Annotated in this window: 6 protein-coding genes; all 6 read right to left on the reverse strand. The window is 36.4% G+C overall.

The features are described 5' to 3' along the window. Window positions 1-20: 20 nt before the first annotated feature. Window positions 21-2075, reverse strand: a complete 2055-nt coding sequence (gene pheT, locus AB1422_03690) for a phenylalanine--tRNA ligase subunit beta (GenBank protein ID MEW6618443.1) — start codon at window positions 2073-2075, stop codon at window positions 21-23. A 254-nt stretch (window positions 2076-2329) separates the two neighbouring features. Next, window positions 2330-3358: a phenylalanine--tRNA ligase subunit alpha gene (gene pheS, locus AB1422_03695; protein MEW6618444.1), complete on the reverse strand. Its 1029-nt coding sequence runs from the start codon at window positions 3356-3358 to the stop codon at window positions 2330-2332. A gap of 20 nt (window positions 3359-3378) precedes the next feature. Then, window positions 3379-3831 (reverse strand): divergent PAP2 family protein, encoded by a 453-nt coding sequence (locus tag AB1422_03700; GenBank protein ID MEW6618445.1) that lies wholly within the window; start codon window positions 3829-3831, stop codon window positions 3379-3381. Between the two features lie 295 nt (window positions 3832-4126). Beyond that, the gene (locus tag AB1422_03705; GenBank protein ID MEW6618446.1) at window positions 4127-5128 is read right to left on the reverse strand and encodes an HD-GYP domain-containing protein; all 1002 of its coding nucleotides are present in this window, start codon (window positions 5126-5128) and stop codon (window positions 4127-4129) included. Window positions 5129-5457: 329 nt separating this feature from the next. After that, the gene (locus tag AB1422_03710) at window positions 5458-5670 is read right to left on the reverse strand and encodes a hypothetical protein (protein MEW6618447.1); all 213 of its coding nucleotides are present in this window, start codon (window positions 5668-5670) and stop codon (window positions 5458-5460) included. 169 nt (window positions 5671-5839) lie between these two features. Then, window positions 5840-7516 carry a carbon starvation CstA family protein gene (locus AB1422_03715; protein ID MEW6618448.1) on the reverse strand — a complete coding sequence of 559 codons (1677 nt, stop codon included), beginning with the start codon at window positions 7514-7516 and terminating at the stop codon, window positions 5840-5842. Window positions 7517-8222 lie beyond the last annotated feature (706 nt).

The following is an 8222-nucleotide window of genomic DNA, read 5'->3' on the forward strand; positions in this document are numbered from 1 at the left end:
CTCCTTATCACATCATTCCATCACTCCAATCTCAACTCTACTCCCAGCCTATTTTTAAGTTCTATGATAATCTTATTATGTCGTTCATTAACCTCTTCATCGGTAAGTGTTATTTCTTGCTTACGATAAGTAATGGAATACGCTAAACTTTTATATCCTGTGGGTATTTTATCCCCTTGATATAAATCAAATAATTTAATCCTTTCGATTAAGCCTTCGCCAACTTCTTCAATTATCTTTGTTATCTGAGATGAATCAATCTCGTCTTTGACCAAAATAGCCATATCACGAACTACAGCCGGGAATCTATGTAATGGTTTAAATCTCTTTTCAAGATTAATTAAAGAAAGGAGTTTATCCCAATTAAGTTCAAATAAGTAAATGTCTTCGGGTAGTTTTAGTTCCGCTGCAATTTGTGGATGTAGTTCGCCCATTATTCCAATGGGAGTGTCTTGATAGACTAATTTTGTTTGTCTTGTGGGATGAAGGCTGGCGTGGTCTCCAGTAAGGAATTCATATCCACTTATGCATAGTTCTTGAAGCAATTTTTCAATCACCCCTTTTAAATCATAAAAGTTAGCCAAAATAGTTGTTTTATGTCGCCAGTTAGCTTCATGGTAATTCCCGGCAATCGCCCCAATTAAAACATTTTGTTCTTTTGGAAGGGGTTTGTCAGTGGAAAAAACCTTTCCTAATTCAAATACCTTTAAATCATAGTTATCCCGATTGATATTCCATTGCAACACTTTCAAAATATTAGGGATTAAAGAAGGACACATTAAATTCTCATCCCCTCTCAATGGGTTACTAATAATCACTTCGTTGGTTAGGGGTATTTTAGTTTTTGCCAGAAAATTTGGTGAGGTAAATGAGTAGGTAATGACTTCGTAAAAGCCACAGCTAACCAGAATTTGTTTTGCCTTATTGGATAGTTCATACTCATAATCCATTGCTACTTTAAAAGAGCCTGCCGGCAGTGTAATCGGGATTTTTTCATAACCATATATTTGGGCTATTTCTTCGATTATATCAATTTCACGGGTAATATCTAAATGTTTAAACGAAGGGACTTCAATAAGGAAAATCCCTTTTTCTTCCTCTTTAATCCCATAACCGAGTGATTGTAAAATATCTTTCACCTCATTTCCCTTAATGCTTGTGCCCAGAATCCGATTAATTCTATCAATTCTTAAATTGATAATTGTCTTTTTAAATTTCTTTGGATAAACATCTATTATTGGCGAGATAGATTTTCCACCGCATATTTCTGTAATCAGTTGAGTCGCACGGTTTTGAACTAAAATTAAATCCTCCGGGTCAACACCGCGTTCAAATCTATAAGAAGATTCTGTTTGAATTTGTAGTTGTTTTGTGGTTTGTCGGATATTTTGAGGGTTAAAGTAAGCACATTCTAATAAAATAGTCGTTGTTTCTTCTTTAACGCGGCTATCTTCTCCGCCAATTATCCCGGCTAAGGCAATAGGTCTTTCTGCATCAGCAATGATAAGCATTTCTTGAGAAAGTTCATAAATTACTCCATCTAAAGTCAGGATTTTCTCATGCGGCGCGGCACGACAAATAATAACTTTCTTACCCATCAATGTCTGGTAATCAAAGGCATGAAGTGGATGTCCTAACTCCATCATCACAAAATTGGTAATATCAACAATATTATTAATCGAGCGAATGCCTACCTTCTCAAGCCGTTCTCGGAGCCAGACAGGAGAGGGAGCAACCTTGACCCCTTCAATTATCCTGCCAGTATAACGCGGGCATAATTTAGGGTCAACTATTAAGATATTAACCATCTGGGTTAGTTTTTTAGATAAATTAAATGCAGGTGGGGAAGGAATTTTTAGTTTAGTCTTATTCAAAGCAGATATTTCCCTGGCTATCCCAATCATACTCAAGCAATCTCCACGATTAACCGTTATCTCCAAATCTATCATCGTATCATCCCCAACTCTTTCCACATTAGCTGTTTCAAACCCAAGATTAGTTAATTTATCTGCTAATTCTGTGGGAGAAAAGTCAAAATCAACATATTCTTTTAGCCAGTTATACGAAATTAACATTCTGGTTATCTCCTGTTTAAACCACTGAGAACACAAAGATGATGTACTAAACTCTGGCAAATTTGCAAACTTCTTTGAAAAACTTATGATAGTAGATAGTTTATAGTAGATAGTAGATAGTTGATAGTTGATAGTTGAAGGACTATAGACTATAGACTATAGACTATAAACCATAAACCATAAACCATAAACTATAAACCATAAACTATAAACCATAAACTATAAACTATAAACCATAAACTATAAACGAGATTTTAAAATTGCTCTAAAAACCGAATATCGTTTTCAAAAAATAATCTAATGTTATTGATGCCGTATTTTAGCATAGCAATTCTTTCTACGCCGACGCCGAAGGCAAAACCGGTGTATTTTGTTGAATCATAATTAACTATTTTAAATATCTCCGGGTCAACCATCCCGGCGCCTAAAATCTCTATCCAACCGGTATATTTACAAAGCCCACATCCTTTTCCTTCACATATTACGCAAGAAATGTCTATTTCTGCCGAAGGCTCAGTAAAAGGGAAGAAACTCGGTCTAAACCGAAGATTAGTTTGTTCCCCAAAGATAAGATGGATAAATGATGAAAGCACTCCCTTTAAATCACTAAATGTCGTCCATTCATCAACTAATAAACCTTCTACCTGATGAAACATAGGTGAATGAGAAATATCAGCATCTTTACGATAGACCCTGCCAGGAACAATTATTCGCAAAGGCGGTTGTTGTTTTTCCATAACACGAATTTGAACCGGGGAGGTATGTGTGCGTAAAATCACATCTTCAGAATCGCTTTTGACATAAAAGGTATCATGCATATCCCGTGCCGGATGATGAAGTGGGATATTCAAGGCATCGAAATTATAATAACTTAATTCTACCTCAGGCCCTTCGGCTATTTGAAAACCTAATCTAACAAAAATATCTACTATTTGGTTTAATATAATCGTTATGGGATGAAATTTACCTATTTGAGGTCCAATACCAGGCAAGGTTATATCAATCTTTTCTAAAAGTAATTTCTCTTGCTGGGTTTTAGATTTTAATAGTTCTGTTTTTTCGGTAAGTAATTGGGTAATTTTATTCTTTATCTCATTAATTAATTTCCCGATTTTAGGTTTTTCTTCGGCAGAAAGACTTCCCATCCGGGTTAGAAGTTGGGTAATCAACCCTTCTTTTCGTCCTAAATATTTTACCCGCAGTTTTTCTAATACCTCAAAAGAAATGGCTTTTTTAATCTCATTTTCTGCCTCTATCATTAGAGACTTAATTTTTTCTTCCATTGTTTCCAGACTCCAAATTTTTACAATGCGGTAATTCCTAAGGCAACTAATATCCCCAGTCCGGCGCCGACAAAGACTTCTACCGGCGTATGACCTAATAATTCCTTTAATCTCCGCTCACTTATTGTTCCTTTTTCATAAAGTTCATCAACCATAATATTCAAAATCCGTGCTTGTTGACCAACTGCCCGCCGGACACCAACCGCATCGGTCATAATAATAAATGCAAATATCAGAGTGACAATAAAAAGTGGTGTATCCCAGCCGTGTATTTTACCAACAGCAGTAGATAAAGCCATCACGGTTGCTGAATGAGAGCTTGGCATCCCACCTGAACCTAACAGCAGTCTAAAATTTATTCGTCTATTCTTGCGGGCATAGATAATAATCTTTAAAACCTGGGCAATTAACCAGGCTAAAACCGACGCTAAAAATATCTTGTTTTGTAATATTGTGATAATCGCAGTTACCATTATTCTTGCACCTCAGTCTGAAATCACTGAACAGTATAACACTTATTAATCGAAATTTGACCCAGATATGGCTATGAAATTCCAAATTCCATTTAGTGAATTAGTGAATTAAGCGAATTAGCGAATTAGTAAAATCTAATCTCTAATTCACTAATCTCTAATTCGCTTTTTGGTATGTGGAATTTGGTGCTTGGGATTTGGGATTTTTTACTTATCCACCCTGAGTAAAATTTTGACTAATAACTGCTATAGGCTACTGATTAGTCTTCACGGTTCACTCTTCACTGCTAAATGCTTACTTTTTGCCAAATATCTCTTCGCTCTCCGGACATTCGATAAATCTCGTGGCATCTTTGGTCAAATCTATATCTTTAACCTTTGAAAATGGTATTAGTTCGCCTTTAGCATCAATCAATACTCTAATCACTGGTCTGACAATTGCCCGCTCATTTACTTTAACGACTAATCCTATTTCTCCGGTATTAAGCTTAACCAGGCTTCCAAGAGGGTAGATAGACAAAGTCCTCAAAAAAGCACGGACAACATCTATGGCAAAATCACTATAAGTTTGACTAATAATAATTCTCATTGCGTCATGAGGGAGTAACCCTTTTCGATATGGTCTATCCGTTGTCAGGGCATCATAGACATCGGCAATTGAGGTCATTACGGCAAATTGTGGAATTTCAACACCGACTAATTTCCGTGGATACCCTCGCCCATCATATCTTTCATGATGGGCATAAGCAACCATTCTGGGAACTTCACTTATATCTTTTTCTCTCGAAAGGATATTATAGCTATAAATAGGATGTTTTTTCATTTCCTCAAATTCTTCTGGGGTTAATCTTCCGGGTTTATCTAATATCTCATGCCTGATCAGTATTTTACCTACATCATGAAGCAACGAACCAATAGCTAAATCTTCTAAATCTTTCCTTTTTAATTTCTGTTTTAGACCGATGAGTGTGGATAAGGTGCAAACATTGATTGAATGTGAGAAGGTATATTTATCATAGGTTCTAATATCCATAAGATTTATCAAAGAATCTTCATAGTTTGAGATAACTTCTTCAATTAATTTAGTAACCACCTCCCGCACGGTCATTTTATCAATCATCCTCCCTGCTCTTGCCTCTTGAAGACTGGTATAGACGACTTTTATTGCCTCTTCTTTTGTCTGGTTAGAAAGCAAAACAGGGATGTCTTGAATCAATTTTTTGGCTTCTGCATTTTTTAGTATTTTATCATCAAAAACTTCTATTTTTGGAGGTTCTGCTACAAAATATCCTGGCATATCTTTATTATACTTACCTATTGTTAAAAAGTCAATTAAAAAATAAGGGTAACTGTGATTCAGACACTGGACATCAGACACAAGACTATAGACTCTATAGCGGTTATTAACTGGAAGTTTACATAGGATAATACCCCATAAATAAGGCATGAGAATAATCGTTCCGTTAGGAACATAATATCGGTAGGAATAGATAGACAAATCAATCAGTTCCGTAGGAACGATATATTGGTAGAAAATTTATGGAAAGCCATTTACCGATATATTGTCCCTATGGGACATTATTTGTATGATATTTATTTCTACCGATATATTGTCCCTATGGGACATTAAATGAAGCAAAACTCAAAACTACAACTAAAAACTTCTCCATCAGTCGCAATAAATCTCAATGAATCTATTAGTTTTAAGGTTTTGAGATGAGGTTTTGAGTTTTGACATTTGAGTTTTGAGTTGATATTGTCCCATCTGATGGACACGGCTGAACGCTTACGAGATAATTTTACATTTTGATATGTAATTTTTATATTTGCTTTTTGCATTTTGCTCTTTGGAGGAAATCCCTTTTGGACACCAAATCTGCATAGATTTCATTATTTAGAGTTATTTTCAGACACCACCGATTTTCCGTGTTTTATCCGTGTCCATCTGTGGCTGAATAGTTACTATTTTTCTTTGTGACTCTGTGGTGAACGATTACATATTCAGAGGCTACGCTGTAGTTTCTTTTATGTTCCTGGATAATGTTTTAATCGCTTCAATGATAAGCATTATACTTAGAAGCAAAAGGACAACCCCACAAATACCCGAAATCAAAACATCCGGGACAACACTGCTACCCTGAAGTATTTCTGGTAAAGAAGTGATGAAAGGTAAGGTTAAAGTTACCAATGACCATAAAGTCATCAGTAACATAAATATCATTGGTAGGATGGTATAAATGGCATTTTTACCAGTCTTTATCAACCAGACAGAAATTCCAAGTAAGGTTAAAGAAGCAAGTAATTGATTGCTTGTGCCAAAGATTGGCCAGGCAACTAAATATCCCTTTTCTTTGGTCAACATTAAAAATAATAAAGGAACAAATAAGCTGATTAAGGCACATATTATTCCGCCAATTTTTGATTTCCACCCAATTAGTTCCTGGAGGATATAGCGGGCAAGCCTTGTTGAGACATCAAGGGTATCATAGACAAAGGTTGAAAAAGCAAGTAAGGCAAATGGGAAGGCAAAACTAAACGCTATTCCAATTAACCCCATGTATTGAGCAATACCATTAGCATAGATAAGATTTGGGTCGGATTTAAGCATCTCTGCCCCTTTTGGTAGCATTATGACGGTTATCATTGCCAGCACTGCGATTAAACCTTCAAGTAACATTGCCCCGTAACCAACTGACACCGCATCTTTTTCGCGGGAAAGTTGTTTTGAAGTCGTTCCCGAACTGACAATTCCGTGAAATCCTGAACACGCACCACAAGCAACCGTAATAAATAAAACAGGGAAGAGTAATTTTCCATTAGCCAGACTTTTTAATCCTTCAAGATTAAATGCCGGGTATTGTATGGTAAATCCTCCAAATATTGCGCCAATCAACCCAATGATAATTATAAGATATAAAAACCAACCACCAAGATAGCCACGAGGTTGAAGCAATAACCACATTGGGATGACTGCGGCAATAAAGCAATATATCAACAAGATTATATCCCATTGTTTTACAGATAATGAACCAAGTATTTCTATGGGTAATCGTGGTCCAACCCAGATTATTAATAATACTATTGGCAAAAATATCACGGTTGCTAACCACAGTTTAATCTTAAATTTGTATAAAAGGATTCCCATAAGCACTGCCGCAAGAAGATAAAGGAAGGATGACGCCGCCACGCCAGGACCAAATGCCTCTTCTTTAACGACTGTCTTAAAGGTATGAGCTGTAATATCTGTAAAGGCAATAATGACATAAATCAAGGCAAGCCAGACAAAAATCAGGAACAGGATATGAGAGGTCGGGGACATATATTGTTTAACAATCTCACCAATAGATGCGGCTTTATGTCTAATTGAAGCAACTAAACTTGAGAAATCATGGACACCACCAATGAATATTGCCCCCAGAACTATCCAGAGAAGTGCCGGTGCCCAACCAAACCATAAACATCCAAGAATGGGCCCGACAATCGGTCCGGCGGCCGCAATTGCCGAAAAATGCTGTCCCAATAATAACATAGGTTTTGCCGGAACAAAATCTCTTCCATCATTCATCTCCTGTGCCGGCGTAAGAACTGAATCATCTAATTTCATCTGTTTTTGCAAAAACCGACCATAAACACAATAACCCGCTAAAAAAATGAGCATAACTATTAAAATTAATAAACTAATCATTTTTCATTTCCCTCCTTAATTTTGGTAAACGCTCTCGGATAAAACCTGTTCCTGTCCCTGATTAAATCAGGGATTCAGGAATTGAGCGTTGATTCTTGACCTGTCGTCAGGACAGGTTTATTAGTCTTCACACACCTTGAATTTTTCCTTCACCCACAGTATTCCCCTCTTGAGAGCTTATCCTTACCCACATCTTTTACTGGACAATGTTATTAACTATGCATTCATTCACAATTCACCATTCACAATTCACAATTTTTTCCCTAAATTTCCTTAATAATGGTGAATGGTGAATTGTGTAACCGTTCAGGTCTTGAGTTACTAATATTGATTGAGATTTCAGAACACTTACAAAATATTGAATGTAGAATGTTCAAAGTATAAAAACGGCCAAACAGAAAAATCCAGAAACTTCATCATTCTACATTCAGTATTCTACATTCGATATTCAATATTATTCCTGTTACCTGAACGATTATGAAATCTGAAATAGAAGAATCCACCTCCTACCCCCGCCAGCGGGGGACAACGGCCAATCAATCACTTGAATGGCGACAGAGCACTAGTGCTCTGTCGCTACTCAATTGATGTCCCCCCTTGGCCTAATCATTACCCACATCTTTTAGTGGACAGATTAGATAGAAATTCCAAATTCCAAGCACCAAATTCCAAATAAATTCCAAATTCCAAGCACCAAATCCCAAAC

This window comes from bacterium (genome assembly GCA_040757115.1).
Classification (GTDB): Bacteria; UBA9089; CG2-30-40-21; order CG2-30-40-21; family SBAY01; genus JBFLXS01.

Bases quoted from the DNA above. Each gene is read 5' to 3' on its own strand.
- pheS (MEW6618444.1), bottom strand. From the start codon at position 3,358: ATGGAAGAAAAAATTAAGTCTCTAATGATAGAGGCAGAAAATGAGATT.
- AB1422_03710 (MEW6618447.1), bottom strand. From the start codon at position 5,670: ATGCAAAAAGCAAATATAAAAATTACATATCAAAATGTAAAATTATCT.
- AB1422_03715 (MEW6618448.1), bottom strand. From the start codon at position 7,516: ATGATTAGTTTATTAATTTTAATAGTTATGCTCATTTTTTTAGCGGGT.
- AB1422_03700 (MEW6618445.1), bottom strand. From the start codon at position 3,831: ATGGTAACTGCGATTATCACAATATTACAAAACAAGATATTTTTAGCG.
- pheT (MEW6618443.1), bottom strand. From the start codon at position 2,075: ATGTTAATTTCGTATAACTGGCTAAAAGAATATGTTGATTTTGACTTT.
- AB1422_03705 (MEW6618446.1), bottom strand. From the start codon at position 5,128: ATGCCAGGATATTTTGTAGCAGAACCTCCAAAAATAGAAGTTTTTGAT.